The organism is Streptomyces indicus (assembly GCF_900100315.1).
GTDB classification, from domain to species: Bacteria; Actinomycetota; Actinomycetes; order Streptomycetales; family Streptomycetaceae; genus Streptomyces; species Streptomyces indicus.
On sequence record NZ_FNFF01000017.1, the window covers coordinates 63,509 to 87,581 of the forward strand.

At 71.2% G+C, this 24,073-nt stretch carries 24 protein-coding genes; 11 read left to right on the forward strand and 13 right to left on the reverse strand.

Annotated features, from left to right (window positions below):
• Positions 1-2 precede the first annotated feature (2 nt).
• From BLT97_RS30500 to BLT97_RS30515, 4 genes are all read left to right on the forward strand, one after another.
• Positions 3-986, forward strand: a complete 984-nt coding sequence (locus tag BLT97_RS30500) for an acyl-CoA desaturase (RefSeq protein ID WP_176953946.1) — start codon at positions 3-5, stop codon at positions 984-986.
• Positions 986-1,675 carry a TetR/AcrR family transcriptional regulator gene (locus tag BLT97_RS30505; protein ID WP_093615983.1) on the forward strand — a complete coding sequence of 230 codons (690 nt, stop codon included), beginning with the start codon at positions 986-988 and terminating at the stop codon, positions 1,673-1,675. The genes BLT97_RS30500 and BLT97_RS30505 overlap by 1 nt, the downstream gene beginning before the upstream one ends.
• 212 nt (positions 1,676-1,887) lie before the next feature.
• The gene (locus BLT97_RS30510; protein WP_093615985.1) at positions 1,888-2,310 is read left to right on the forward strand and encodes an Hsp20/alpha crystallin family protein; all 423 of its coding nucleotides are present in this window, start codon (positions 1,888-1,890) and stop codon (positions 2,308-2,310) included.
• Positions 2,311-2,397: 87 nt separating this feature from the next.
• Positions 2,398-2,796, forward strand: coding sequence for a DUF2267 domain-containing protein (locus tag BLT97_RS30515; RefSeq protein ID WP_093615987.1), 399 nt, complete (start codon positions 2,398-2,400; stop codon positions 2,794-2,796).
• 62 nt (positions 2,797-2,858) lie between these two features.
• On the opposite strand, the gene BLT97_RS30520 is transcribed toward BLT97_RS30515, so the two are convergent.
• A complete protein-coding gene (locus BLT97_RS30520; RefSeq protein WP_093615989.1) occupies positions 2,859-3,218 on the reverse strand; it encodes a VOC family protein in 360 nt (119 codons plus the stop codon).
• 9 nt (positions 3,219-3,227) lie between these two features.
• Positions 3,228-4,061, reverse strand: a complete 834-nt coding sequence (locus BLT97_RS30525) for a trans-aconitate 2-methyltransferase (protein WP_093615991.1) — start codon at positions 4,059-4,061, stop codon at positions 3,228-3,230.
• A gap of 131 nt (positions 4,062-4,192) precedes the next feature.
• Between BLT97_RS30525 and tamR the strand changes: the two genes are divergently transcribed.
• A complete protein-coding gene (gene tamR / locus BLT97_RS30530; protein ID WP_093615993.1) occupies positions 4,193-4,690 on the forward strand; it encodes a MarR family transcriptional regulator TamR in 498 nt (165 codons plus the stop codon).
• On the opposite strand, the gene BLT97_RS30535 is transcribed toward tamR, so the two are convergent.
• Positions 4,649-5,419: a LuxR C-terminal-related transcriptional regulator gene (locus BLT97_RS30535; RefSeq protein WP_093615995.1), complete on the reverse strand. Its 771-nt coding sequence runs from the start codon at positions 5,417-5,419 to the stop codon at positions 4,649-4,651. The genes tamR and BLT97_RS30535 overlap by 42 nt on opposite strands.
• A gap of 498 nt (positions 5,420-5,917) precedes the next feature.
• Here BLT97_RS30535 and BLT97_RS30540 point away from each other — a divergent pair, with 498 nt between their 5' ends.
• The 3 genes from BLT97_RS30540 to BLT97_RS30550 are packed head-to-tail and all read left to right on the forward strand — an operon-like array spanning position 5,918 to position 7,663.
• A complete protein-coding gene (locus tag BLT97_RS30540; protein WP_093615997.1) occupies positions 5,918-6,424 on the forward strand; it encodes a SigE family RNA polymerase sigma factor in 507 nt (168 codons plus the stop codon).
• 10 nt (positions 6,425-6,434) lie between these two features.
• Entirely contained in the window at positions 6,435-7,133 is a 699-nt protein-coding gene (locus tag BLT97_RS30545) for a hypothetical protein (protein WP_093615999.1), read from the forward strand.
• A 20-nt stretch (positions 7,134-7,153) separates the two neighbouring features.
• Positions 7,154-7,663 (forward strand): GNAT family N-acetyltransferase, encoded by a 510-nt coding sequence (locus tag BLT97_RS30550; protein WP_093616001.1) that lies wholly within the window; start codon positions 7,154-7,156, stop codon positions 7,661-7,663.
• On the opposite strand, the gene galK is transcribed toward BLT97_RS30550, so the two are convergent.
• The 3 genes from galK to galT are packed head-to-tail and all read right to left on the reverse strand — an operon-like array spanning position 7,660 to position 10,842.
• On the reverse strand, positions 7,660-8,799 hold the full coding sequence (galK, locus tag BLT97_RS30555; RefSeq protein ID WP_093616003.1) for a galactokinase: 1,140 nt from the start codon (positions 8,797-8,799) through the stop codon (positions 7,660-7,662). The two genes, BLT97_RS30550 and galK, sit on opposite strands and share 4 nt — an antisense overlap.
• A 7-nt stretch (positions 8,800-8,806) precedes the next feature.
• Positions 8,807-9,787: a UDP-glucose 4-epimerase GalE gene (gene galE / locus BLT97_RS30560; RefSeq protein WP_093616005.1), complete on the reverse strand. Its 981-nt coding sequence runs from the start codon at positions 9,785-9,787 to the stop codon at positions 8,807-8,809.
• The gene (gene galT, locus BLT97_RS30565; protein ID WP_093616179.1) at positions 9,784-10,842 is read right to left on the reverse strand and encodes a galactose-1-phosphate uridylyltransferase; all 1,059 of its coding nucleotides are present in this window, start codon (positions 10,840-10,842) and stop codon (positions 9,784-9,786) included. The genes galE and galT overlap by 4 nt, the downstream gene beginning before the upstream one ends.
• Positions 10,843-11,092: 250 nt before the next feature.
• On the opposite strand from galT, the gene BLT97_RS30570 reads away from it, so the two are divergent.
• Both BLT97_RS30570 and BLT97_RS30575 read left to right on the forward strand, forming a co-directional pair.
• On the forward strand, positions 11,093-12,763 hold the full coding sequence (locus BLT97_RS30570; RefSeq protein WP_093616007.1) for a sodium:solute symporter family protein: 1,671 nt from the start codon (positions 11,093-11,095) through the stop codon (positions 12,761-12,763).
• Positions 12,764-12,787: 24 nt separating this feature from the next.
• Positions 12,788-13,069: a hypothetical protein gene (locus BLT97_RS30575; RefSeq protein ID WP_093616009.1), complete on the forward strand. Its 282-nt coding sequence runs from the start codon at positions 12,788-12,790 to the stop codon at positions 13,067-13,069.
• A 10-nt stretch (positions 13,070-13,079) separates the two neighbouring features.
• Here BLT97_RS30575 and BLT97_RS30580 read toward each other — a convergent pair whose 3' ends face one another.
• The 4 genes from BLT97_RS30580 to BLT97_RS30595 all read right to left on the reverse strand — a co-directional run bounded on the left by BLT97_RS30580 (position 13,080) and on the right by BLT97_RS30595 (position 19,904).
• Positions 13,080-13,796, reverse strand: coding sequence for a helix-turn-helix transcriptional regulator (locus tag BLT97_RS30580; protein WP_093616011.1), 717 nt, complete (start codon positions 13,794-13,796; stop codon positions 13,080-13,082).
• A 231-nt stretch (positions 13,797-14,027) separates the two neighbouring features.
• Complete coding sequence (locus BLT97_RS30585) at positions 14,028-15,917, reverse strand: outer membrane protein assembly factor BamB family protein (RefSeq protein WP_093616013.1); 1,890 nt, start codon at positions 15,915-15,917, stop codon at positions 14,028-14,030.
• A gap of 79 nt (positions 15,918-15,996) precedes the next feature.
• Positions 15,997-17,820, reverse strand: coding sequence for an outer membrane protein assembly factor BamB family protein (locus BLT97_RS30590; protein ID WP_093616015.1), 1,824 nt, complete (start codon positions 17,818-17,820; stop codon positions 15,997-15,999).
• A gap of 272 nt (positions 17,821-18,092) precedes the next feature.
• Complete coding sequence (locus tag BLT97_RS30595; RefSeq protein WP_093616017.1) at positions 18,093-19,904, reverse strand: ABC-F family ATP-binding cassette domain-containing protein; 1,812 nt, start codon at positions 19,902-19,904, stop codon at positions 18,093-18,095.
• Between the two features lie 133 nt (positions 19,905-20,037).
• On the opposite strand from BLT97_RS30595, the gene BLT97_RS30600 reads away from it, so the two are divergent.
• Complete coding sequence (locus BLT97_RS30600) at positions 20,038-20,739, forward strand: lipoprotein (RefSeq protein WP_093616019.1); 702 nt, start codon at positions 20,038-20,040, stop codon at positions 20,737-20,739.
• Positions 20,740-20,790: 51 nt separating this feature from the next.
• Here BLT97_RS30600 and BLT97_RS30605 read toward each other — a convergent pair whose 3' ends face one another.
• The 3 genes from BLT97_RS30605 to rsmA form a co-directional block, all read right to left on the reverse strand.
• Positions 20,791-22,131, reverse strand: a complete 1,341-nt coding sequence (locus tag BLT97_RS30605) for an acyltransferase family protein (RefSeq protein WP_093616021.1) — start codon at positions 22,129-22,131, stop codon at positions 20,791-20,793.
• 109 nt (positions 22,132-22,240) lie between these two features.
• Positions 22,241-23,146, reverse strand: a complete 906-nt coding sequence (locus BLT97_RS30610) for a 4-(cytidine 5'-diphospho)-2-C-methyl-D-erythritol kinase (protein WP_093616023.1) — start codon at positions 23,144-23,146, stop codon at positions 22,241-22,243.
• On the reverse strand, positions 23,143-24,030 hold the full coding sequence (gene rsmA, locus BLT97_RS30615) for a 16S rRNA (adenine(1518)-N(6)/adenine(1519)-N(6))-dimethyltransferase RsmA (RefSeq protein WP_093616025.1): 888 nt from the start codon (positions 24,028-24,030) through the stop codon (positions 23,143-23,145). Before rsmA ends, BLT97_RS30610 begins: the two co-directional genes overlap by 4 nt.
• Positions 24,031-24,073: the final 43 nt, after the last annotated feature.

Here is a 24,073-nt window from a genome sequence, read left to right on the forward strand (position 1 = left end):
CCATGACAACGAGCTCCGACCTGCTCGACGAAGCCCCGGATACGAAGAACGGTGAGCCGCTCCCCTCGGCCACCCTCGGTGGTGAGCAGAAGCGCTCGCTCGAACAGATCACACTGCTGCTCTTCATCACGGTCCCGTTTCTCGCCCTGATCGCCGCCGTGCCGCTGGCCTGGGGCTGGGGGGTGAGCTGGCTGGACCTCGGCCTGCTCGTCTTCATGTACTACCTGGGCTGCCACGGCATCACGATCGGCTTCCACCGCTACTTCACGCACGGCTCCTTCAAGGCCAAGCGCCCGCTGCGGATCGCGCTCGCCATCGCCGGCTCCATGGCGGTGGAGGGTCCGCTGGTGCGCTGGGTGGCCGACCACCGCAAGCACCACAAGTTCTCCGACGCCGAGGGAGATCCCCACTCCCCGTGGCGGTTCGGCGAGACGGTGCCGGCCCTGATGAAGGGCCTGTGGTGGGCGCACATCGGCTGGATGTTCGACGAGGAGCAGACCCCGCAGGACAAGTACGCCCCGGACCTGATCAAGGACCCGGCGATCCGCCGCATCTCGCGGGACTTCATCTTCTGGACGATGCTGTCGCTCGCGATCCCGCCGATCGTGGGCGGTCTGGTGACGATGTCGTGGTGGGGCGCGTTCACTGCGTTCTTCTGGGGCTCCCTGGTCCGTGTCGCGCTGCTGCACCACGTGACCTGGTCCATCAACTCCATCTGCCACGCGGTCGGCAAGCGCCCCTTCAAGTCCCGCGACCGCTCGGGCAACGTGTGGTGGCTGGCCGTCCTGTCCTGCGGCGAGTCCTGGCACAACCTGCACCACGCCGACCCGACCTCCGCACGTCACGGCGTGATGCGCGGACAGGTGGACTCCTCGGCGCGGCTGATCCGCTGGTTCGAACAGTTGGGCTGGGCGTACGACGTGCGCTGGCCTTCCGCGCAGCGCATCGCGTCCCGGCGTAAGCCGGAGGCCGCCGACGCGGCATGATGGGAGCCGTGGGCAACGACGCGGCTTCCTCAGGTTCATCTGTTCCTTCGAGCGAAGGGAAGCCCCGGCGCGCCCGCAGAACGCGCATGACCGGGGCGGAACGCCGTCAGCAACTGCTCGACATCGGCCGCACGCTCTTCGCCGCGAAGGGGTTCGAGGGCACCTCGGTGGAGGAGATCGCCGCGAAGGCGGGCGTCTCCAAGCCGGTGGTGTACGAGCACTTCGGCGGCAAGGAGGGCCTGTACGCGGTGGTCGTGGACCGCGAGATGCGCCAGCTGCTCGACATGGTCACGGGCGCGCTGACCGCGGGACACCCGCGCGAGCTGCTCGAACAGGCCGCGTTCGCGCTGCTCGACTACATCGAGACGTACACCGACGGCTTCCGCATCCTCGTGCGCGACTCCCCCGTGGCGCAGTCCACGGGCACCTTCGCCTCGCTGATCTCGGACATCGCCACGCAGGTCGAGGACATCCTCGGCATGGAGTTCAAGGCCCGCGGCTTCGACCCGAAGCTGGCGCCGCTCTACGCGCAGGCGCTGGTCGGCATGGTGGCGCTGACCGGCCAGTGGTGGCTGGACGCGCGCAAGCCGAAGAAGGCGGAGGTCGCGGCGCATCTGGTGAATCTGGCGTGGCACGGCCTGGACGGGCTGGAGCAGAAGCCGCGGTTGATAGGGCATCGCAAGAGCTGAGCGGCCGCCGTGTCGGCTGGTGAAAGGCCGGTCGGGCAGGCCGTGCCGGCTGGTGAGAGGCCGGTCGGGCAGGAGCCCGGCCGGTCTTTCGCGTTTCCGGGACCTGACATCCCGACCCCGGGTTGAGTCGCAGCTTGTCAACTTTCTTCTCGCGAGCTATATACATACGCGTACGGGCATCGCACCCATAACCCACGGAAGGAGTGACTGTGATGCTCATGCGTACCGACCCGTTCCGGGAGTTCGACCGGCTCGCCCAGCAGGTCTTCGGCACCACCACCCGCCCCGTCGCGATGCCGATGGACGCGTACCGCGCGGGTGACGACTTCGTGATCCACTTCGATCTGCCGGGCATCGACCCCGAGACCATCGATCTGAACGTCGAGCGCAACGTGCTGAGCGTGCACGCCGAGCGCCGCTCCCCCGCCCCCGAGGGCGCGGAGCTGATCGCCTCCGAGCGCTCCACCGGCACCTTCTCGCGCCAGCTGTTCCTGGGCGACACCCTCGACACCGAGCGCATCGACGCCTCGTACGACTCCGGTGTCCTGACGCTGCGCATCCCCGTCGCCGAGCAGGCCAAGCCGCGGAAGATCCAGATCGCGGGCGGCCGGGACCGCAAGCAGATCGGCACCTGAATCCCCCCACCGGGCCCGGGCGGCCCCGCACCGGGCCCGGTCCACCTCTTTGACGACCAGCTCTACGGATCGGAGGACGACCTCGCCATGCACTGGAGCCGACTGATCGACGCGGTACGCGAGGCAGGCCAGTACACGACGGCCGCGGAAGCCGAACGCGTCACCCGGATCGTGCTCTCCGCCCTCGGCGGGCAGCTGGTGGGCGACGAACGCGTCGACCTGGCACGGCAGTTGCCCGAGCCGGCCGCGCGGGTGTTCGCCGCGGCCGTGCCCGCGACGCGGCAGCTGAACGCCGCCGAGTTCGTGGCGGATGTCGCCGCGCGCATCGAGGGCGCGACCCCGGCCACCGCGCGCTGGGACGTCAGCTCGGTCCTGAGCGTGGTCGGCGAGGCGGCGGGCGACGCGCTCGCCACCCGCATCCTCGCCCAACTCCCGCCCGGATACGCCCTGTTGTTCGGCCGCGCGGAGCTGATGCAGGCGGCCTGAGGGGCACCCCGGGCAGCGGGGCCGGCGGACCTCCCCCTCCGGTCCGCCGGCCCCGTCACCGGTCAGAGCGGTTCGAGGAACTCCAGTCGGTTGCCCACCGGGTCGTCCGCGTAGAAGCGCCGGTGGCCCGGCAGCGTGTCGTCCCAGGTGACGCGCACCCCGTGGCCGGCGAGGCGGGCCCCGTACGCCTCGATGTCGCGCACCCGCAGCCCGGGATGGGCCTTGCGGGCCGGCACGAAGCCCTCCTCGATCCCGAGATGCAGCTGTACGCCGCCGGCCTCGAACCAGCAGCCGCCCCGCGCGGCGAGCACCGGCGGCTTGGGGATCTCGCGCATGCCGAGCACCCCCGCGTAGAACCGGCGCAGCGCCTCCTCGCTGCCGGGCGGGGCGGCGAGCTGGACGTGGTCGACGGCGATCAGCATCCGGCCCCCTCAGTCCAGGGGCTTGCGGGCCACCGCGAAGATGCGGCGGAACGGGAACACCGTGCCGTGCGGGCCCTGCGGGTAGGCCTTGCGCAGCAAGTCCCGGTATTCCGCGAGGAATTCACGGGTCGCCTCGGGGTCGTCGGCGAGCGCGGTGAGGACCGGGCGCAGGGCGGTGCCCTTGACCCAGTCGAGCACCGGGTCGTCGCCGGCGAGGAGTTGGGAGTACGTGGTCTCCCAGACATCCACCGCGCAGCCGAGGTCGGTGAGACGGTTCAGGTACTCCGCCGGGTCCAGGACGTGGATGAAGCGGCGGCCGTGGTCGCCGAGGCGCTCGCGCCACTGCGGTGCGTCGCAGAGTTCGCCGAGCAGGGCGTGGCTGGGCGAGGTGAAGTTGCCGGGGACCTGGAAGGCGAGGGTGCCGCCCGGGCGCAGGTGCTCGATCCAGACGGGGAAGGACTCGGGGTGGTTGGGCACCCACTGCAGTGCCGCGTTGGAGACGATCAGGTCGTAGACCCCGTCGGGCGTCCAGTGCGCGGCGTCGCCCGGCTGGAAGTCCAGGGTGCCGCCGCCGCTGGTGGTGCCGGCGTACTTCTGCGCCTTGGCCAGCATCTCCGGGGAGTTGTCGAAGCCGGTGATACGGGCGCTCGGCCAGCGCTCGGCGAGCAGGGCCGTCACATTGCCCGGGCCGCAGCCGAGGTCGGCGATGCGTATCGGTATCCCGCCGGTGGCGGCGGGGTCGGGGAGTTCCGGGATCCGCGCGAGCAGATCATGGAAGGGGCGGGTCCGGTGGCCGGAATGACGCAGGTACTGCTGGGGATCCCATGTGGGTGCGGAGTGCATGGTCGAGCTCCCTGGCTGCTACGCGAGGACGATCCTGATGTCGTCTGTTTCGCGACCTTGCCCAAAGGCAAGCCGAAATATCTCTTGACGTCAAGAGACTTCACATCGAGGGACCCCTTACACTGATCGCCATGGAGGACGAGGTCGACAGGCTGGTCGCGGCATGGCGCCGAGAGCGCCCTGACCTCGACGTGGAACCGCTCGAGGTGCTGAGCCGGGTGAGCAGGCTCGCGCGGCATCTCGACCGCGCACGCCGCCTCGCGTTCTCCGAGCACCACCTCGAACCGTGGGAGTTCGACGTGCTCACCTCACTGCGCCGCGCCGGCGCCCCGTACCAGCTTTCGCCGGGCCAGCTCCTCCAGCAGACCCTCGTCACCTCGGGCACGATGACCAACCGCATCGACCGGCTGGCCAAGAAAGGCCTGGTCGAGCGCCTTCCCGACCCCAGCGACCGGCGCGGTGTGCTCGTCCGGCTGACCCCCGAGGGGCGCGACCGCGCGGACCAGGCGCTCGCCGGTCTGCTCGACCAGGAGCGCGCGATCCTCGCGGAGCTCTCGCGCGCACAGCGGGGTGAACTGGCGGCGCTGCTACGCCAGTTGACCGCCCCGTTCGACAACATCCCCGGCTAGGTCCACCGGTCCGACACCCGCCCGGCGCGCGAGCGCGACGGCCGCGAGGGTGGAGTGCACCCCCAGCTTCCCCAGCACGTTCTGCATATGGGTCCGAACGGTGTGCGGGGACAGGAAGAGGCGCTCGGCGACGGCTTTGCGCCCCAGGCCCGCGACCATGCACCGCAGCACCTCGCGCTCGCGCGGCGTCAGCGACTCGACGAGGCGCTCGCTCTCGGTGCGGTGCTTGCGCGCCGCGGTCAGCTCCCGCAGTACGCCGGTGAGCAGCGCGGGCGGCAGATGCGTCTCGTCCCGCAGGACGCCCCGTATCACCGTCAGCAGCCGCGACAGCGAGCAGTCCTTCGCGACCCAGCCGGACGCGCCGGCCTGGAGGGCGAGCGCCGCGCGCCGCGGGTCGTCCTTCTCGGCGAGTACGACGGTGCGCACGGCGGGCTGGCTCGAACGGACGCCGGTGACAAGGGAGATCCCGTCGACGAAACCGTCGGGGCCGGGCTCCGCGCCGTCGTGCACGGGAAGCCGCGCGCCGGGCACGACGGATCCCAGGTCGGCGTCCACGAGCAGTACGTCGAACCGGCGTCCCTCGCTCGCCGCTCGCTCCAGACTGCGCAGGGCGGCAGGGCCGCTGCCGGCGGCGGCGACCTCGACATCGGGCTCGGCGGCGAGGGCCGCGGCGAGCGATTCGGCGAAGATGCGGTGGTCGTCGACGACCAGGACCCGGATTCGAACCACGTGAAACCCCCAGGTTCCATCTTCCGGGGAGATGGCGAGGCGGCTGTCACCGCGGATCCCCGGACCCCCTCAGGGGCATTCGGCGCAGGTACGGCGTCCGGAACGCACCGCCACCGTGGTCCCACGGCCGCCGCCGTGTGGTGACTGCTACCCCGCTCCGAGCGCCGTACCCGACTGTCTCGCCCCCTGATCGGCACCGGCCCCCACCGGTGCTGAGCATCAGAGTACGGGCGGGCGCGGGCCGCGGAAGGGTAATTGCAGAACTGATTCGCCTGGGCTGGTTACCGTGATCCGCCTGTTCTGTTTGTGACAGAAGTCGACAAACTGCGGCCGGGTCGCCTTCTCCGGCTTGCGCTCGGGTCGTCTTCTCCTGCTCACGGCGGGATCGCCTTCTCCCGCTTACGGGAAAACCCGCGCCACGGCTTCAACCTTTTCGGTCCGGCAGCACTTGAGTACGGGTGACAGGTGACAGGCACCGCGGCACCGGAGGGGAACCGTATGACGGCCGAGGACGACGATGACGACGGGTTCGCGGCGTTCGCACAAGCCGTCCAGCGGCGGCTGTACCGGACGGCCTACCTGCTGTGCGGGGACGCCGACGCGGCCCGCGACCTGACCCAGACGGCGCTGGCCAAGGTGTTCCAGCACTGGCGGCGGGTACGGGCCGCCGACCACCCGGAGGCGTATGCGCGGACGGTGCTCACCCGCACCTTCCTCGCCGAACGGCGGCGCCGGCTGCGGGACCTCCTGGCCCATGCGTACGCGGGCCCCGAGCCCGTACCCGACCAGGCCGATCTGCGCGTGACGCTCCTTGCCGCGCTGGCCGAACTGCCGCCCCGCGCACGGGCGATGGTCGTCCTGCGCTACTGGGAGGACCTCAGCGTGGAGCGGGTCGCGGAGCTGCTGCGGTGCAGCGAGTCCACGGTCAAGAGCCAGTGCTCACGGTCGCTCGCGCGGCTGCGCGAACGGCTCGGCGATGCCCATGTGTACACGACCGGAGCGTGAGGAGAAGGCGATGGAGCGGTTCGACAGGGACGGGGCGGATGCGGCGGACGGCGGGTCCGCGCTGGTCCGGGCGGTGATGGAGCGTACGGCCGAGGAGCTGCCCGTACTGCCCGATCTCTCGGGCGCGGCCCGGGCCGAGGGCCGCAGGCGCCGCAACCGGGCGCGGGCAGGGGCGGTGGCGGGTGTGCTCGCGGTCGCCGTGACGGGGTTGTTCGGTGCGAACGCGCTGGCGGGCGGGGGATCTTCGGCGGCGAAGGTGCCCGTGGCGTCGGCGCCGGACGCCGGCTCGGAGGCCGAGCGCCAGATCGCGGCGGCACTGCAACGCCTGCTGCCCGCGGACGCCGGGGAGGTGCGGCTCGTACCGAACGAGAAGGCGTACCCCCTGAATTTCAAGGCGCGGCTCGGCGAGACGCCCTTCGAGCCGTGCGGCGGACCGGCGAAGGGGAAGATCACGTGCAATGAGATCACGCTGCCCGACGGCCGGACGTCCGCGCCGATTCTGGGCATGCCGCCCGGCCCCAAGCAGGACGGAGTCACCGTGCTCCACCGGTTCCGGGGCGACGAGGTCGAGTTCCGCATCTATCCGCGCTGCCGCTTCGACGGCTCCGAGCCGCTCAACCTCACGGAAGCCGTCTGCCAGGGCGAGTCCCCGACGGTCACCGACATCATCGAGTACGTCGGGGAGTCGCGCCCGGACAAGAAGCAGTAGCCCGCAAGTACCGTGCCCCCATGGTGCATCTGGTGACAGAAGTAGACATGGACCGGCGCGAGGAGCTCGGAGAGCGCCTGGGCGCGACGAACACCGCGGCCTCCCCCGCCCTCGCGGCCCTGCGTCCCACGGGTGTCCTCGGCGAGGAGCCGCTGCACATCTGGGCGTTGGACGGGACGGGCGCCCTCGCGGGCGGCGTGGTCGCCCACACCTCCCACGGCTGGCTGGAGCTCGACCTGCTGTGGGTGGACGCCGGGCAGCGGGGCGCGGGCCTCGGCGGCCGGATCGTGGCGGAGGCCGAGCGGATCGCGGTGGAGCGGGGGTGCGCCTGGTCGAAGGTGTGGACCTGGGATTTCCAGGCGCCCGGGTTCTACATCAAGCAGGGGTACGCGGTGCAGTGCGTCCTGGAGGACCATCCGCCCGGGATCCGGGACTTCTTCCTGACGAAGCGGTTGGGGCAGACGAAGCGGTTGGGGCAGGGCGAGCAGAGGGCTCGCGGGGTCACAGGCCCCGCGAGCCCCACCGCCTAACGCAGGCGGCGCGCGCCCGCCCCCGGCACCGCCGTGAACACCCGCGGTTCTCTGAGGCCTCGGGACGCGAACGCCTCCAAAACCGCCTTCTCCACCTGGCCGGCCGCGGCCTCCTCCACCAGCACGATCGCCGAGCCGCCGAAGCCGCCGCCCGTCATCCGGGCGCCCAGCGCCCCGGCCGCGACGGCCGAGTCGACGACCAGGTCGAGCTCCGGGCAGGAGACGCGGAAGTCGTCGCGCAGGGAGGCGTGGCCCTCGACGAGGACCGGGCCGATCCCGCGGACGTCTCCCGCGTCGAGCAGCGAGATGACCCGCTCCACGCGGTGGTTCTCCGTGACGATGTGGCGGACCAGGCCGCGGATCTCCGCGGAGGACAACCGGTCGAGCGCCGCGGGGAGTTCCGTGAAGGGGACGTCGCGCAGGGCCGTCACGCCCAGCTCCGCCGCGCCCGCCTCGCAGCCCGCGCGGCGCTTGCCGTACTCGCCCTCGCTGTGCGCGTGCTTGACCTGCGTGTCCACGACGAGCAGGCGCAGGCCCACCGCGGCCAGGTCGAAGGGGACCTGGCGCCGGGTGAGGTCGCGGGTGTCGAGGAACAGGGCGTGGCCCGCGGTGCAGCAGGCGGAGGCCGTCTGGTCCATGATCCCGGTGGGCGCGCCCACGTAGACGTTCTCCGCGCGCTGGCAGAGCGTGGCCAACTCCTGGCGTTCCAGGCCGAGTCCGAAGAGGTCGTTCAGGGCGAGCGCGACCACGACCTCAAGTGCCGCGGAGGAGGACAGGCCCGCGCCGGTCGGCACGGTGGAGGCCAGGTGCACGTCCACGCCGCCGACCTCGTGCCCGGCCTCGCGCAGCGCCCACACCACGCTCGCCACGTAGTCGGCCCAGCCCGCGGAGGTGCCCGGCGCGGGCTCGGCGACCACGACCGGCTCGCCCGGCAGATCGGCCGAGTGGGCCCGTACCGCCGTGTCCGTACGCCGGCCGAACGCCGCCACCGCGGTGTGCGGCAGCGCGAAGGGCATGACGAAGCCGTCGTTGTAGTCGGTGTGCTCACCGATCAGGTTGACGCGCCCCGGCGCCTCCCAGACGCCCTCGGGCGCGTACCCGTAGAGCCGGCCGAACTCCTCAGCCACATCTGCCATGTGCGCTTCACCCCTCCCTGGAGTGCGACTGCGCCTGCGCCTGCGCGAAGGCCCACGCGTCCGCGACGATCCCCGCGAGGTCCGCGCGGGACGGATTCCAGCCGAGCCGCTCACGGGCGGCCTCGGCGGAGGCGACGAGGACGGCGGGGTCGCCGCCGCGGCGCGGGGCCACGACCTCGGGGATCGGGTGGCCCGTGACCTGGCGGACGGTGTCGATGACCTCCCGGACCGAGAAGCCGTTGCCGTTGCCCAGGTTGCAGATCAGGTGCTCGCCGGCCGCGGGGGCGTCCAGGGCGAGCAGGTGCGCCTCGGCGAGGTCGGCGACGTGGATGTAGTCGCGGACGCAGGTGCCGTCCGGCGTCGGGTAGTCGTCGCCGAAGACCGAGATCGCCTCGCGCCTGCCCTGCGCGACCTGGAGCACCAGCGGGATGAGGTGCGACTCGGGGTCGTGCCGCTCGCCGCAGCTGCCGTACGCGCCCGCGACGTTGAAGTAGCGCAGCGAGACGGCCGCGAGCCCGTGGGCCGCGCACTCGCCGGTGATCATGTGGTCCACGGCGAGCTTCGAGGCACCGTACGGGTTGGTCGGAGAGGTCGGCGCGGTCTCCACGATCGGCACCGACTCCGGCTCGCCGTACGTGGCCGCCGTGGAGGAGAAGACCAGCTTGCGCACGCCGGCCGTGCGCATCGCGGCGATCAGCGCCATGGTGCCGCCGACGTTGTTGTCCCAGTACTTCTCGGGCTTCACGACCGACTCGCCGACCTGCGAGAACGCGGCGAAGTGCAGCACGCCGCCGAAGGAGGAGTCCAGCCACTTCGCGGCGTCGCGGATGTCGCCCTCGATGAACTCGGCGCCCGCGGGCACCCCCTCGCGGAAGCCGGTGGAGAGGTTGTCGAGCACGACCACGCGGTGCCCGGCCTCCAGAAGGTGCTGGGCCACCACACTGCCGACATAGCCCGCGCCGCCGGTGACCAGGTACTTGCCGCTCATCTGCTCGCTACCTCTCGAAGTCGTGCCGCTGCGGCCTCCGGCGGCACGTCGTTGATGAACGCGCTCATGCCGGACTCGGAGCCCGCGAGGAACTTCAGCTTGCCGGACGTGCGGCGGATCGTGAAAAGCTCCAGATGCAGAGCGAAGTCCGCGCGCTCCACGCCGAAGCTGTCGAGCGGGGCGAACGGCGCCTGGTGCCAGGCCGAGATGTACGGGGTGGGCGGCTCGTCCGGGCCGAAGATCCGGTCGAAACGGCGCAGAAGCTCCAGGTAGACCTCCGGGAACTCGGCGCGGGCCGCCTCGTCGAGGGCGAGCAGGTCCGGCACCCGCTGCTTCGGATAGAGATGGATCTCATACGGCCAGTGCGCGGCGTACGGGACGAACGCCACCCAGTGCTCGCCGTCGAGGACGATGCGCCGGCCGTCCTCGGTCTCGTCGGCGACGATCTCGTCGAAGAGGTTGCGGCCCGTCCCGGCCTTGTGCGCGCCGAGCGAGCGCAGCATCAGCTGCGTCCGCGGGGTGACGTCCGGGTATCCGTAGATCTGTCCGTGCGGGTGGCCGAGGGTCACGCCGATCTCGGCGCCGCGGTTCTCGAAGCAGAAGACCTGCGCCACGGACGGCAGGTGCGACAGCTCGGCGGTCCGGTCGGTCCAGGCGTCGAGGACGAGGCGGGCCTGCTCGGGGGTGAGGTCGGCGAAGGACGCGTCGTGGTCGGAGGTGAAGCAGACCACCTCGCAGCGGCCGGAACCGCCGGCGAGCGAGGGGAAGCGGTTCTCGAAGACGACCACGTCGTAGGAGGAGTCGGGGATCTCGCTGAGCCGCTCGCCCTGGGACGGGCACAGCGGGCACTGGTCGGCCGGCGGGTGGTAGGTGCGGGCGTTGCGGTGCGAGGCGATGGCGACGAAGTCGCCGAGCAGGCGGTCCTCGCGGATCTCCGAGGCGGTGGCGACCGGCTCGAGGGGGCGCCGGTCCACGGCGTCGCGTACGACGTCGTCGCGCAGGTCGTAATGGATGAGCTCACGACCGTCGGCGAGCCGCGTCGAGGTCTTCTTCACCAGGGCTGCTCCCATCGCACCCACACCACACCCACATCCATCAAACAGAACCGAACACAACAAACCACAAGCCAACAGTACGGTCAACGGGCCGGACCGGACTCCCCGCGGTGGATCTTGGGGGATCCCGCCCCTTACGTCCTGCGGCTTCGATCACGAACAAACAAAGAACACCAAAACCCTATTCAGTTTCTGAACGCGGACGCGTAGGTTCCGGTCCGATACGTTCGCGCAACGAAGCGAGATCCCCATGCAATACCTCGCCGAAGGGCTTCGGCTCCCCACCAACGGCCTTGACTACGCGATCCTGGCGATCTACTTCGCCGTCGTGCTCGGCATCGGGTTCGCCGCCCGGCGCAGTGTGAAGACCAGCCTCGACTTCTTCCTGTCAGGACGCTCCCTGCCCGCCTGGGTCACGGGCCTCGCCTTCGTGGCGGCCAACCTCGGCGCCACCGAGATCCTCGGCATGGCGGCCACCGGTGCGCAGTACGGCGTGGCCGTCGTGCACTGGTACTGGATCGGCGCCATCCCGGCCATGGTGTTCCTCGGCCTCGTGATGATGCCGTTCTACTACGGCTCCAAGGTCCGAAGCGTGCCGGAGTTCCTGCTCCAGCGCTTCGACAAGAGCGCACACCTGCTCAGCTCGGTCCTGTTCGCCTTCGCGTCCATCCTCATCGCGGGCGTCAACCTGTACGCCCTGTCGATCGTGGTCGAGGCGCTGCTCGGCTGGCCGCAGTGGGTGTCCATCGTCGTCGCGGGCTTCTTCGTCCTCGCGTACATCACGATCGGCGGTCTGTCCTCGGCGATCTACAACGAGGTGCTTCAGTTCTTCGTGATCCTCGCGGCCCTCATACCCCTGACCCTGCTGGGCCTGAAGCGGGTCGGCGGCTGGGACGGCCTGACCGACTCGCTGACCGAGCAGCACGGCGACAACTTCCTCTCCGCATGGGGCGGTACGGGCATCGGCGACGCCAACCCGCTCGGCGCGAACTGGCTGACGATCGTGCTCGGTCTCGGCTTCGTGCTCTCCTTCGGCTACTGGACCACCAACTTCGCCGAGGTGCAGCGCGCCCTGTCCGCGAAGAACCTGTCGGCCGCCAAGCGCACCCCGCTGATCGCCGCGTTCCCGAAGATCTTCATCGTCTTCATCGTGATGATCCCGGGCCTGGTCGCGGCCGTGCTCGTGCCGAAGATCGGCACGGCCGGCTCCGACCTGACGTACAACGACGCGATCCCGCTCCTCATGCAGGAGCTGCTGCCCAACGGCGTGCTCGGCATCGCCGTGACCGGTCTGCTCGCCGCCTTCATGGCGGGCATGGCGGCCAACGTCTCCTCCTTCAACACCGTGTTCACCGCGGACATCTGGGCCAAGTACGTGGTCAAGGGCCGCGAGGACGACTACTACCTGAAGTTCGGCCGCCTCATCACCGCGATCGGTGTCGTCGCCTCCATCGGCACGGCCTTCCTGGCCTCGTCGTTCTCGAACATCATGGGGTACCTCCAGACCCTGTTCTCGTTCTTCAACGTGCCGATGTTCGTGGTCTTCATCATCGGCATGTTCTGGAAGCGCGCCTCGATGAAGTCCGGTGTGTGGGGCCTGGTGGCCGGTACGACGGCCGCGATGGTGAACTACTTCGTCATCTACAAGCAGGGCGTCATCGACATCCCCTCCGACCAGGGCGCCAACTTCGTCTCGGCGATCGTCGGTTTCGTGGCCGGCGCGCTGGTCATGGTCCTGGTGACGCTGTTCACCGCGCCCAAGCCCGAGGCCGAACTCGCGGGCCTGGTCTACGGCACGCGGTCCCCCGGCATGGAGGAGCTGCCCGAGGAGGGCGACGACGCCTGGTACCGCAAGCCGGCCCTGCTCGGCTGGGGCGCGATCGTGCTCGCCGCCGCCTGCTACCTGCCGTACTCCTTCTAGAACCGATCGGAGGCCCTGAGAACCATGTCCGACCTGCAGCGTGAAGTCTCCGAGCTGGAGAGCAAGTCCGCCACCGCCGCCCGGCTCTTCGACATCCGGCGCATCATCGGCGGCCTGTTCGTGGTGTACGGAGTGATCGTCACGATCGCCGGCATCAGCCCGTCCGACGCCGACCTGGAGAAGGCCGAAGGCGTCAACATCAACCTGTGGACCGGCCTGGGCATGCTCGCCCTCGGCCTGTTCTTCCTGGTCTGGCTGAAGCTGCGCCCGACGGCGCCGCCGACGCCGGACGAGCTCAAGGAGTAGCCGAACTGCCTTACAAGGGGCCGGAGTTCACCTGGGACTCCGGCCCCGTCGCCGTACCGGCCACCGGACCCGCCCGGTCCAGCAGCCCCGTCCGCGCGGCGAGCGCGGCCGCCTCCAGACGCGAGCCGACGCCCAGCTTCATCAGGACCCGCTGCACATGCGTACGGGCCGTGCTGGGGGCGATCCCCATGCCGGCCGCGATCAGCCGGGTGTCCTCGCCGTCCGCGACCCGCACCAGGACCTCGACCTCGCGCGGCGTGAGCATCTGGAGCAGCCGCTGGCCCTCGTCGTCGGGCTGCGCGGCCGGGTTGAGCAGCTCCGAGAAGGCGCCCTGGAGCAGCTGCGGCGCCACCGCGGCCTCGCCCGAGCGCGCCTTCATGATGGCCCGCTCGACGCCCTCGATCCGCTCGTCGTGCCGTACGTAGCCCGAGGCTCCGGCGGCGAACGCGGCCGCGATCCCGCGCGGCGAGGGCACCGGCCCGAGCACCACCACGGCCACCTGCGGACGCTCCCGCTTGATCTTCACGACCGGGTCGAAGATGCCGGGCTCGGCCGGCGTCGACGTGCCGAGCAGACAGACCTCGGGCGCGCGCTGCACCACCAGCTCCGCCGCGCCCGCGGCCGGTGCGGCGGCGGCGAGCACGCGGTGCCCGCGCAGTTTCAGGGCCGAGGCGAGCGCCTCGGCCAGCAGTCGGTGATCGTCGACCACCATGAGCCGCACACCCATCGGGCCTCCCCCATTTCCCCCACGCACCCATGTAACGGAGCCCCCCAGCCCCTCATCTCCCGGAAGCTACACGGTTGTTCGACATTACGCGCCCCCTACCGGCCAGAAGCACCTCGGAATACCGAAATACCTGCCATTCAGGACGGTACCCGGATACGGAATACGAAATACAGAACGGCCCCGCCCCCGAAGGGACAGGGCCGTTTCCGCACAACGCTCCTGCTGCGCCCGCTACTTCGCGCCGAACGCGACGATCAGGTAGTTCTTGTCGTCGGCCGACAGCGGCTTGCCGGCGAAGACGTCCGAGATGAACAGCCGTCCGTTCGCGTACCGGTACTCCGCGTGCGAGGTGGAGAAACTCGTCTCCGCGTCCCGCACCGCCTCATCGCCCGGCATCTCGAGGAACACCGTCTGCTCGAAGGTCTTTCCGTCGATGCTGACGATCTGGCCGCCCTTGTCGTACGGCGGCACCTTGTAGGCGATGATGTTGCCGCCGTCCATGCGCAGCGGGAACATCGAGTACCGGTCGCCGGCGTCGGCCTTCTGGCCGCCTTCCTTACCGGTCGCCAGGTTGTACGAGATGATCTCGTTCGTCATGCCGTACTCGCCGCCGCCCTCGTGCTCCTGGGTCGCGAGGTAGAGGTGGTCGTTGCCGACGGCCATGTGGCTGCAGGGCTCCACGTTCGTGGCGTCGCAGTCGCTCTCGATCTTCTCCGGGTCCACCGCGATCTTGCTGCGCAGCTTGCCCGTCTTGGCGTCGATCGCGAAGTAGTCCGTCGGGCCCTTGGACTCGCCGGTCGAGTCGACGGCCACGACCAGCGGGTCGGTGGACGGGATGTGCGCCCACTGGATGCCCTTGGGCAGCGTGTACGAGGAGAGCGGCTTGCCCGAGTCGTCGAGGGGCTGCACCTTGCGCGGCGCGTTGTCGAAGTCGCTGCCGCAGCGGCTGATCGCGACGAGCACCTTGCCGCCGCCGTAGCCCTGGTCCACGCACTTGTCGCCCGCACGCGGCTCCCACTTGATGCCGCCGGACTTCAGGTCCCAGGCCGCCCCGCCGCTGGTGCCGCCCGCGGCGACCAGGTTGCCGCCGACCGTGACCTGGCTGAACTGCATCTCCTGGTCGGCGTTCTTGGCGCCTTCCTGCCAGAGCTTCTTTCCGTTGTCGAGGTCGATCGCGGCGACCTCGGTGCAGCCCGGGTACTTGTCCTTCGCGGACGGCTTGGCGTTGTGGAAGAGCACGGCCGTGATGCCGTCCTCGCTGACGTGCTCGGAGGCGGCGCAGATCTCACCGTCGAGCGGGATCGTCCAGACCTTCTCGCCGCTGTCGGGCGCATAGCCGACGATCTCGTACGCGCCGACCTTGGCGTACGTCTTGTCGGTGAGCCAGGAGCCCTTGACGGTGATGGAGTCGTCGCCCTTCACCTCGGGCGCCGGCACGTTGAACAGGGCCTGGCCCTGGGTGCTGGCCGGCTTCTTCTCCTTGCCGGTGCCCCCGCCCTTGCCCTCTTCGCCGCCGCCCTTGCCGCCCTCGGTCTGGCCCTGCTTGGACTCGTCCTTCTTGCCGCCCTCGTCGTCGCCGGAGGCCAGGAAGACGCCGGCTCCGATGATCAGGGCGACGGCCACGACGGCCGCGATGATGATCATCATCTGCGTGTTGAGCTTCTTGCCGCCGCCTCCTGGCGTGCCCATCGGCGCCGTGGGCGGCTGCTGGTAGCCGCCGTAGGGCTGCTGCTGGGTGCCGTACGGGGGCTGGCCACCGTACGGCGGCTGCTGCGGGCCGGTCGGGTAGCCGTAGCCCTGCTGCTGGCCGGGGGCCGGGGCGCCGTAGCCGATCTGCTGGCCGGGGGCCGGCGTCGGGTAGACCTGGCCGGGCGGCGGGGTCTGCGGCGGCCCCTGCGGGTAGCCGTAACCGGGCTGGCCGGGCGGCGGCGTCTGCGGCGGTCCGGCCGGGGGCGGCGGGGTCGCGGGCCCGCCGGCCGGAGGCGGCGGGGCGGCCGGCTGGCCGGGCGGCGGGGTCTGCGGGTAGCCGTATCCGGGCTCCTGCGGGGCACCGAAGCCGCCGGGGGGCGGGTCCTGGGGTGCGCCGAAACCTTCGTTGGGCGGCTGGGGCGGCTGTGACATGGGGATCTCTACCTCAAGCGATACGGGGCGTCGGGGACTGGGCGGGGCCCGGCAGCGGTGAACTGCCGGGCCCGGAGCGTCACTTGCCGAACGACAGCATGCGGGCCTCTTCCTCGTCGTCCTTGCCCATCAGGCGCGAGGACGTCATGTAGAACCGGCCGTCGGCGTAGTGCAGCGGTCCGCTGAACATGGAGCTCTCGACGTTCACCGCGCCGCTGGAGTGCTTCTGCAGCACGGTCGGCTTGCCGCCGCCGGGGCCGAACTTCACGATCTGGCCGCCGGTGTCGAAGGTGGCGTCGACATACGCGACGAGGTCGGAGCCGACCACGGCGAGCGGCAGCACCTGGCGGTCGTCCACCTTGGAGCGCCACTTGGCCTTGCCGGTGTCCAGGTTGAACGCGACGACCTCGTTGACCCGGTTGTAGTCGCCGGACTTCTTCGCCTCGGTGGCCATGTAGAAGGTGTCGCCGCCGGCGACCATCCCGTAGCAGCTCTGGGAGTTCTCACGGCCGATGCCGAGCCCCAGGCACTGCTGGCGGAAGCTGTCCTTGCCGCCGTCGATCTGCGAGCGCAGCTTGCCGCTGTCGGTGAAGGCGGCGATGGCCCAGGTCTTCTCGTCGCGGTTCGTCAGCGAGACGACGATCGGCGACTCGGAGTAGACCCGGTTGATCTCCCAGCCCTTCTTGACCGCGTAGCGCCACTTCACCTTGCCGGTGGCGGGGTCGTACTCCTTGAGCTGCTCGTGCTCGGTGGGCTTGCCCGCGCCGCAGTGGTCCATGCCGAGGAGGCGCTTGCCGCCGGCGTACGCGGACGGGAAGCAGGTGCCCGTGTCCTCCTTCTTCGCGTCCCACAGCTTCTTGCCGTCGCTGACGCGGTAGGCCTCACCGGACAGGGAGCGTCCGGCGAGCAGGGTGTCCCCGGAGATGACCAGGTCGAGCGTGATGGCGCTGTCGAACGGGCCGCCCTCGCCGATCTCCTTCGTCCAGCCCTTCTTGCCGGTCGCGAGGTCGATCATCATCAGTTGCGAGCACTTGGCGCGGTCACCGTCGCCGGACTTGTGGGCGATGACGACCTTGCCGTCGTCGCTCGTGTGCTTCGGGGTGTCGCACACGTCGAACGGCACGTCGACGGACCACTGCTCCTTGCCGTCCTTGACGGAGAACGCGCTGACCTTGCGGTAGGCGGCCTGGACGACGACGTCACCCTGGGTCCAGATGTCGAACAGCTCGGCACCGTTGCCCGGCACGTCCTGGTCGTTCATCGCGAGCCAGGCCGGCACCTCGCCGTCCTTGATGCCGTCGTTGATCGACGCGTCCTGCTTGCCGGTGCCGCTGCCGTCCCCCTCGTCCACGGAGGCGGAGGGCTTCGGGTCGCTCTTGCCGTCCTTGCTGGGTCCCGCGACCGGCTCCTTGGGCTTGTCCTCGCCGCGCGTCGCGAAGAACACCCCGCCGCCGATGACGAGCAGCCCGGCCACGGCCGCCGCCACGATCATGCCGGGCTTGCCCTTGAAGAACCGCCCGAAGCCGCCGCCCTGTCCGGACGGACCGCCGAGGCCGCCCGGACCGCCGGGCGCGGGCGCGCCGGGGTACTGGGGCTGCTGCGGGTAGCCGTAGCCGGGCTGCGGCTGCTGCTGGTAGGGGCCGGCGGGCTGGGCGTAGGGGCCGGGCTGCTGCTGGTACGGGCCGGCGGGCTGCGCGTACGGGCCCGGCTGGGCGCCCTGGCCGGGCTGGCCGTACGGGTTGTCGGCGGGCGGGCCCTGTGGATAGCCGTAACCCGGCTGCGGGGCGCCCGGCTGCTGGGCCGGAGGCGGCGGCGGAGTGCCGGGCTGCTGCGGCTGCTGCGGTCCCCCGAATCCCCCCGGGGGCTGCGACGGTGGTCCTGGCGGCTGGGGCGGCTGGCTCATCGGTCGGACTACCTCATCACGCGGGACCGCTGCCCGACCGGTCTCCCCCGCAATTCCGTAGGCTTTCTCAAATCCCCCCGGAAAGGAGCGAATCGGGCATGGTTCCCGCAACTCTGCTTCACTGCGGCGGGAGTTCTTTCTATCACTCGGCCCCGGTATGCCAAGGGCCGGTCGCTCCCCTGTTCCCAAGGGAGGACCGGCCCGTGATACGGCTGTTACTGCCCGAGCGGGCGCCCCGCAGCCGCGGCGGCCGGGCCCCGCAGGCGTCCGGACTACGCGTCCTCGGCGAGCTCCAGCCAGCGCATCTCCAACTCCTCGCGCTCGCCCGCGAGTTCCCTCAGCTGCGCGTCGAGCTCGGCGACCTTGCCGAAGTCCGTGGCGTTCTCCGCGATCTGCGCGTGCAGCTTCGTCTCCTTCTCGGAGATCTTGTCCAACTGGCGCTCGATCTTCTGAAGTTCCTTCTTGGCCGCACGCTGGTCGGCCGCGGACTTCCCGGCGGGCGCGGGAGCGGCGGGGGCCGCGGGAGCGGCCGCGGCGGCCGCCGCGTCGATCACGCGCTGCCTGCGCTCCAGGTACTCGTCGAGCCCGCGCGGCAGCATCCGCAGAGTGGCGTCGCCGAGCAGCGCGTACACCTTGTCGGTGGTGCGCTCGATGAAGAACCGGTCGTGGGAGATCACGATCATCGAGCCCGGCCAGCCGTCGAGCAGGTCCTCGAGCTGGGTCAGGGTCTCGATGTCGAGGTCGTTCGTCGGCTCGTCGAGGAAGAGGACGTTGGGCTCGTCCATGAGCAGCCGCAGGATCTGAAGCCTGCGCCGCTCACCGCCGGACAGGTCGCCGACCGGCGTCCACTGCTTCTCCTTGCCGAACCCGAACTGCTCGCAGAGCTGGCCCGCGGTCATCTCGCGGCCCTTGCCGAGGTCCACGCGGTCGCGCACCTGCTGCACGGCCTGAAGCACCCGGGTGTTCGGGTCGAGTTCGCCGACCTCCTGCGAGAGGTACGCGAGGCGGACCGTCTTGCCGACATTGATCCGCCCGGCCGCGGGCTGCTGCTCGCCCTGGGTGCGGGCCGCCTCGGCGAGGGCGCGGAGCAGCGAGGTCTTGCCCGCGCCGTTGACGCCGACCAGGCCGATGCGGTCGCCGGGGCCGAGCTGCCAGGTGATGTGCTTGAGCAGCATCTTGTCCCCGGCGGTCACCGTGACGTCCTCGAGGTCGAAGACCGTCTTGCCGAGCCGGGCGCTGGCGAACTTCATCAGCTCGCTGGTGTCGCGCGGCGGCGGCACATCGGCGATCAGCTCGTTGGCCGCCTCGATGCGGTAGCGCGGCTTGGAGGTGCGGGCCGGGGCGCCGCGGCGCAGCCAGGCCAGCTCCTTGCGCATCAGGTTCTGCCGCTTGGCCTCCTCGGTCGCGGCGATCCGCTCCCGCTCGGCCCGCGCGAACACGTAGTCGCTGTAGCCGCCCTCGTACTCGTAGACATCGCCCTTCTGCACATCCCACATGCGGGTGCAGACCTGGTCGAGGAACCAGCGGTCGTGGGTCACGCAGACGAGCGCGGAGCGGCGCTCCTGGAGGTGCTTGGCCAGCCAGGAGATGCCCTCGACGTCGAGGTGGTTGGTGGGCTCGTCGAGGACGATCAGGTCCTGCTCCTCGATGAGCAGCTTGGCCAGGGCGATACGGCGGCGCTCACCACCGGAGAGCGGGCCGATGACGGTGTCCAGGCCCTGCGGGAAGCCGGGCAGGTCGAGCCCGCCGAAGAGCCCCTGGAGCACGTCGCGGATCTTGGCGCTGCCGGCCCACTCGTGGTCGGCGAGGTCGCCGATCACCTCGTGCCGTACGGTCGCCTCCGGGTCGAGGGAGTCGTGCTGCGTCAGCACGCCGAGCCGCAGGCCGCCGCTGTGCGTGACGCGGCCTGAGTCGGCCTCCTCCAGCTTGGCGAGCATGCGGATCAGGGTGGTCTTGCCGTCGCCGTTGCGCCCCACGACACCGATCCGGTCGCCCTCGGAGACGCCGAGCGAGACTCCGTCGAGCAGGGCACGGGTGCCGTACACCTTGCTCACGGACTCGACATTGACGAGGTTGACGGCCATTTCACTCCTGTACGCGGGTTCGCGGCCGACGTCTCGACCGGCCTACCAGGGTAGTCGGCCCACGGGCCGGGGTATCGTGCCGCGATCTCCCGGAGGGGGCGGGAGCGTGGACTCGAGGGTGGGGAGCAGCAATATGCGCAGTTCGGTGGTACGGGCAGTCCTGGCGGCGGCGCTGGTGGGCGGGCTGGTCGCGGGGTGCTCGTCGGAGTCCTCGTCCGGGGAGGGCGCGGAGTCCTCGTCCGGGGAGGGCGCGAAGTCTCCGTCCGCCTCCGCGAAGCCGACGTCGGCCGCACCCACGGAAGGCGCGGGCGGGGCGAAGGGCGAGGCGGCCGAGCAGGCGGGCACGGTGGGCGACGCGTCCTCGCCGTGCAAGCTGCCGGTGACGTTCGGGACGGCGGCGAAGTGGCAGCCCGAGGCGATCGACATCGCGCGCGACGACGAGTTCGCCGACCTCGCCGTCCAGGGCCCGGTGATCGCCCGCTGCGAGATCGACGCGAAGCCGGCCGGGAGCATCGGGTTCCTCCGCGTGTACGTCGAGGACCCGGCCGGCAAGGACTCGGAACCGCTCGACATCCTGCGCGCGTACGTGGCCGCGGACGAGGAGCCCGCCGACGCCATGTACCGGGCGTTCACCTCGGGCGGGGTGAAGGGGCACCAGGTCGAGTACGAGACGACCAGCAAGCTCCTGGAGGAGACGAGGACGGTACGGGCGTTCGCGGTGCCGACCCCGGACGGTGTGGTCGTCGTGTCCCTCGGCGGACTGGACGCGGAGGAGCACGCGTCGATGATCCCCGCGTACGAGCTCGCCAAGCAGTCCGTACGCGTCAACGACTGACCCGGCGGGCGAGGGCCGCCCCGCACGGAGCGGCCCTCACCCGCGCGCGGCTCAGGCCCGCGCCCTGCCCGCCCGCTCCACCAGGAACCAGCCCACGAGCGCCATCGCCACCGCCGCGGGAGCCGTGATCCGGAAGGCGATCAGCATCGCCGAGCGGCCCTCCAGGAGGTCGCCGTAGCCGACCATCGACAGGCCCAGGACACCGAAGAGGCAGAGCGTGATGCCGAGGGCGGCCAGCGGGCCCGAGCCGCCGGCGCCCCGGGGCTCGACGGCGGGCCGTGCGGCCGCAGGACGCTCGAAGCCCCGGAACGCCGCCACGAGCAAAGCCGTCAGCACCGCCGCCAGCGCGATCCGCACCGGCACCTGCGCCCACCAGGCGGCACTCGCCGGCGCGGGCAGCGCGACGTCGAGGCCGAGGAACACCCCGTACACCCCGAGCATCGCCGTCAGGTGCCACAGGAACGCGGTCATCGAGATCCCGTTCGCGGCGACGACCGTCCGCCAGACCTTCGGCCGCTCCAGCCACCGGGCCGCGGCCTTGCGCACCAGCTCCACCGCGCCGACCAGCCACAGGCCGTGGCAGAGCAGGGCGAAGGTGGGCGGGGCCATGTTCGAGATCTTCTCGCCGGGCATCCCGACCATGCTCAGCGGATACGGGCCGAAGGCGACGAGCAGCGAGGCGCCCGCGACGCCCGCGGCCGCGAGCAGCGCGGGCCGGTGCAGCCGGCCGTCGGCGCGCAGGAAGCCGAGCTGGTGGACGGCGAGCCAGACGAAGGCGAAGTTCAGGAACTCCAGGTACGGCACCCCGGCGGCGAACCGCAACAGGTCGACCGCGGCGGCCGCGGCCACGAGCCCGCCGAACGCGCCCCAGCCGTACCGCTCGTGCAGCCGGAGCAGCGGCGGCGTGAAGGCCACCATCGCGAGGTAGATCCCGATGAACCACAGCGGCTGGGGCACAAGCCGCAGCGTGATGTCGGCCAAGTGCGGGCTGCCGCCGATGAGTTGGAGGACCAGCGCGGCAGCGCCCCACACCAGGATGAACACCATGGTGGGCCGGAGCAGCCGCTGGAGCCTGGCCCGCAGGAAGGCGGCGTACACCGGGGTCGAGTCCCCGGCCTTGCGCTGGAGCGAGCGGTAGGACAGCGCGTGCGAGAACCCGCCGACGAAGAAGAACACCGGCATGACCTGGAGCGCCCAGGTGAGCAGCTGGAGCGCGGGCAGCTCGGCGAGCAGGTTGCCGAGCTGGATCTGCCCCGCGTCGTCGGTGCTCACGGCGGCCATCAGCCAGTGCCCGAGGACGACGGTCCCGAGCGAGGCCACCCGGAGCAGGTCCATGTACCGGTCGCGGGTGGCCGGTGTCTTGTCTGCGAGGTCGCGCACGGTGGATGCCATGCGGTTACGGTCGCTTCCGGGCGGGGGTGCCGGTCAGCGCTCAGGTACTCAACTCGGCCTGAGTACCTGGGTACCCCCGCGGGCTCGGGCGAGAGCGTGGCGCGGCGGATCAGACCGCCGGCGCCACCACGGTCGCCCCCGGCGCCGGGCCCGAGGTCACCCGCACCGCGCGGCACGTGCCCGAGGCGAGCAGCGCCGAGGCGACCTCCTCGGCGGACTCCGCGGACTTCGCCAGGAACGCCGTGGTCGGGCCCGAGCCGGAGACCAGCGAGGCGAGCGCGCCCGCCGCGGAGCCGACGGCCAGGGTGCGCGCGAGCGCGGGGAAGAGCGAAAGGGCCGCGGGCTGGAGGTCGTTGACCACGCTCGCCGCGAGGGCCGTCGCGTCACCGGCCCGCAGCGCGGCCAGCAGCTCGGGCTTGGCGGCCGGCGCGGGCACGTCCGTGCCGGCGGTCAGCCGGTCGAACTCCCCGTACACGGCGGGCGTGGAGAGCCCGCCGTCCGCGAGCGCGAACACCCAGTGGAAGGAGCCGCCCACCGGCAGCGGTTCGAGCAGCTCGCCGCGCCCGGTGCCGAGCGCGGCACCGCCGAGCAGCGAGAACGGCACGTCGCTGCCCAACTCGGCGCAGATCTCCAGGAGTTCGGTGCGCGAGGCGCCGGTGCCCCAGAGCGTGTCGCAGGCGAGCAGCGCGCCCGCGCCGTCCGCCGAGCCGCCCGCCATGCCGCCGGCGACCGGGATGTCCTTGGCGATGTGGATGTGGACGTCGGGCGCGAGCCCGTGCCGCGCGGCCAGTGCGATCGCCGCCCGAGCCGCCAAGTTCGAGGCGTCCAGGGGGACTTGATGGGCGTCGGGGCCCGAGCAGGTGATCTTCAGCTCGGCCGCGGGGGTGACGGTGACCTCGTCGTACAGGCCGACGGCCAGGAAGACGTTCGCCAGGTCGTGGAAGCCGTCCGGGCGCGCGGCGCCGACGGCGAGCTGCACGTTGACCTTGGCGGGCACGCGTACGGTGACACTCACGCGCCGGCCTCCCCGGCCTGCTTGTGCTCGGCGATCCGCGCGAACTCCTCGACGGTGAGCGCCTCGCCGCGCGCCTGCGGCGAGATCCCGGCCGCGACGAGCGCCTGCTCGGCGGCCGCGGCGGACCCGGCCCACCCGGCGAGGGCGGCCCGCAGGGTCTTGCGGCGCTGCGCGAACGCGGCGTCCACGACGGCGAACACCTCCGCGCGGGAGGCGGTCGTCTTGACGGGCTCGGTCCGCCGCACCAGCGAGACCAGACCGCTGTCGACGTTGGGCGCGGGCCAGAAGACATTGCGGCCGATCGCTCCGGCGCGCTTGACCTCCGCGTACCAGTTGGCCTTCACGGAGGGCACGCCGTACACCTTGTTGCCGGGCTGCGCGGCCAGCCGGTCGGCGACCTCGGACTGCACCATGACGAGGGTGCGCTCGATGCTCGGGAACGTGGCCAGCATGTGCAGCAGCACCGGCACGGCGACGTTGTACGGCAGGTTCGCGACCAGCGCGGTCGGGGCCGGGCCCGGCAGTTCCCGTACGAGCATCGCGTCGGAGTGGACCAGCGCGAACCGGTCGGCGCGCTCCGGCATCCGGGCCTCGATGGTGGCGGGCAGCGCGGCGGCGAGCGTGTCGTCGATCTCGACGGCCACGAGCCGGTCGGCCGCCTCCAGGAGGGCGAGCGTCAGCGAACCGAGCCCGGGGCCGATCTCGACGACCACGTCGTCGGGGCGCACCCCGGCGGTGCGCACGATGCGGCGGACGGTGTTGGCGTCGATGACGAAGTTCTGCCCGCGCTGCTTGGTGGGCCGCACGCCGAGGGCTGCGGCCAGCTCGCGGATGTCGGCCGGCCCGAGCAGGGCGCCGTGGTCGTCGGACTCAGTGGTGCTCACCGGACCAGGTTACGCAACCAGCCCCTGCGGCGTTTGAGCAGAT

What these genes read in the sequence shown, in the direction of transcription:
- BLT97_RS30500 (WP_176953946.1), top strand. Translation starts at nt 3, where the DNA reads ATGACAACGAGCTCCGACCTGCTCGACGAAGCCCCGGATACGAAGAAC.
- BLT97_RS30505 (WP_093615983.1), top strand. Translation starts at nt 986, where the DNA reads ATGGGAGCCGTGGGCAACGACGCGGCTTCCTCAGGTTCATCTGTTCCT.
- BLT97_RS30510 (WP_093615985.1), top strand. Translation starts at nt 1,888, where the DNA reads ATGCTCATGCGTACCGACCCGTTCCGGGAGTTCGACCGGCTCGCCCAG.
- BLT97_RS30515 (WP_093615987.1), top strand. Translation starts at nt 2,398, where the DNA reads ATGCACTGGAGCCGACTGATCGACGCGGTACGCGAGGCAGGCCAGTAC.
- BLT97_RS30520 (WP_093615989.1), bottom strand. Translation starts at nt 3,218, where the DNA reads ATGCTGATCGCCGTCGACCACGTCCAGCTCGCCGCCCCGCCCGGCAGC.
- BLT97_RS30525 (WP_093615991.1), bottom strand. Translation starts at nt 4,061, where the DNA reads ATGCACTCCGCACCCACATGGGATCCCCAGCAGTACCTGCGTCATTCC.
- tamR (WP_093615993.1), top strand. Translation starts at nt 4,193, where the DNA reads ATGGAGGACGAGGTCGACAGGCTGGTCGCGGCATGGCGCCGAGAGCGC.
- BLT97_RS30540 (WP_093615997.1), top strand. Translation starts at nt 5,918, where the DNA reads ATGACGGCCGAGGACGACGATGACGACGGGTTCGCGGCGTTCGCACAA.
- BLT97_RS30545 (WP_093615999.1), top strand. Translation starts at nt 6,435, where the DNA reads ATGGAGCGGTTCGACAGGGACGGGGCGGATGCGGCGGACGGCGGGTCC.
- BLT97_RS30550 (WP_093616001.1), top strand. Translation starts at nt 7,154, where the DNA reads ATGGTGCATCTGGTGACAGAAGTAGACATGGACCGGCGCGAGGAGCTC.
- galK (WP_093616003.1), bottom strand. Translation starts at nt 8,799, where the DNA reads ATGGCAGATGTGGCTGAGGAGTTCGGCCGGCTCTACGGGTACGCGCCC.
- galE (WP_093616005.1), bottom strand. Translation starts at nt 9,787, where the DNA reads ATGAGCGGCAAGTACCTGGTCACCGGCGGCGCGGGCTATGTCGGCAGT.
- BLT97_RS30570 (WP_093616007.1), top strand. Translation starts at nt 11,093, where the DNA reads ATGCAATACCTCGCCGAAGGGCTTCGGCTCCCCACCAACGGCCTTGAC.
- BLT97_RS30575 (WP_093616009.1), top strand. Translation starts at nt 12,788, where the DNA reads ATGTCCGACCTGCAGCGTGAAGTCTCCGAGCTGGAGAGCAAGTCCGCC.
- BLT97_RS30580 (WP_093616011.1), bottom strand. Translation starts at nt 13,796, where the DNA reads ATGGGTGTGCGGCTCATGGTGGTCGACGATCACCGACTGCTGGCCGAG.
- BLT97_RS30585 (WP_093616013.1), bottom strand. Translation starts at nt 15,917, where the DNA reads ATGTCACAGCCGCCCCAGCCGCCCAACGAAGGTTTCGGCGCACCCCAG.
- BLT97_RS30590 (WP_093616015.1), bottom strand. Translation starts at nt 17,820, where the DNA reads ATGAGCCAGCCGCCCCAGCCGCCAGGACCACCGTCGCAGCCCCCGGGG.
- BLT97_RS30595 (WP_093616017.1), bottom strand. Translation starts at nt 19,904, where the DNA reads ATGGCCGTCAACCTCGTCAATGTCGAGTCCGTGAGCAAGGTGTACGGC.
- BLT97_RS30600 (WP_093616019.1), top strand. Translation starts at nt 20,038, where the DNA reads ATGCGCAGTTCGGTGGTACGGGCAGTCCTGGCGGCGGCGCTGGTGGGC.
- BLT97_RS30605 (WP_093616021.1), bottom strand. Translation starts at nt 22,131, where the DNA reads ATGGCATCCACCGTGCGCGACCTCGCAGACAAGACACCGGCCACCCGC.